The following is an 863-nucleotide window of genomic DNA, read 5'->3' as shown; positions in this document are numbered from 1 at the left end:
CCGCCCGACCTCGACTGCCTGGGCGGCGAACCACAGCCGCCATTCCGTATCGTCATCCTCGATCAGAAGCGGGGCGCGCAGCAGGTCGGCGGGGGTGCGTAAGGGATGCGCCAGACGGTGCAGGCAGGCCGGGCTTGCAACCGGAAAGACCAGCGGGCGCGCAAGGGGCAGGGCGCGCATGCGGGGCTGGTCGGCCATCTGCTGGTGGTCGTTGATGTAGCGGATGTCGGCATGCAGCGCGGGGCCGGTCTGGTCGGGGTCGAAGCGGCAGTCGGAATCGACCGGGCGCAGCATCACCTCCACATCCGGGTGCAGCGCGCGAAACGTGGACAGGCGCGGCAACAGCCAGTGATAGGCGATACCGTGGGAGCAGGTAAGTGTAATGCGTGGCGTCTGGCCCCGTATATCGGCCGTGGCGCGGGCCAGTCCGTCCAGCAGGGGGGCGATGCGGGCATGATAGGCCTGACCCTGTGGCGTTAGCCCCCCGCCTTGCCCCGATCGCGCAGGGCGGTGCCCAGCGTGGCCTCAAGATCGCGCAGGTGGCGGCTGACCACGGCATGATCCACCCCCAGCGCCACTGCGGCCCTGCGGATGCCGCCCGTGCGCGCATAGGCCATGAACGCATGGAGCGCCGCAAGCGGCGGGATGTGGGGACGCCGTTCCATAAGCCGCGCATGTTAGCACGAACGCACCGCGCCAGAAACCTGAGCGGATGTCATCACGTTCTGGACGGACTGGCGCGAACGGATGCCCGGCCCGCCCCCAGCAGGAAAGTGACAGCCATGCCCGTGATCGCGATCGTCTATTTCAGCGGATATGGCCATACGGCCCGTCTGGCCGACGCCGTGGCCGAGGGGCTGCAT

At 68.7% G+C, this 863-nt stretch carries 2 protein-coding genes and 1 pseudogene; 1 reads left to right on the top strand and 2 read right to left on the bottom strand.

The genetic code is table 11. The features are described from left to right. A pseudogene (locus JCM25156_RS31775) lies at positions 1-342 on the bottom strand (LysR substrate-binding domain-containing protein); the annotation flags it as partial. Between the two features lie 6 nt (positions 343-348). On the opposite strand from JCM25156_RS31775, the gene JCM25156_RS32280 reads away from it, so the two are divergent. After that, entirely contained in the window at positions 349-480 is a 132-nt protein-coding gene (locus JCM25156_RS32280) for a hypothetical protein (protein ID WP_277909490.1), read from the top strand. Here the strand turns inward: JCM25156_RS32280 and JCM25156_RS31770 are convergent. After that, positions 477-665: a helix-turn-helix domain-containing protein gene (locus JCM25156_RS31770; protein WP_242402749.1), complete on the bottom strand. Its 189-nt coding sequence runs from the start codon at positions 663-665 to the stop codon at positions 477-479. The two genes, JCM25156_RS32280 and JCM25156_RS31770, sit on opposite strands and share 4 nt — an antisense overlap. Positions 666-863 lie beyond the last annotated feature (198 nt).

It is taken from the genome of Komagataeibacter kakiaceti JCM 25156 (genome assembly GCF_000613305.1).
The sequence above is the reverse complement of the archived record's forward strand: the minus strand, read 5'-3'. Positions and strand labels throughout refer to the sequence as shown.

Bases quoted from the DNA above. Each gene is read 5' to 3' on its own strand.
- JCM25156_RS31770 (WP_242402749.1), bottom strand. From the start codon at position 665: ATGGAACGGCGTCCCCACATCCCGCCGCTTGCGGCGCTCCATGCGTTC.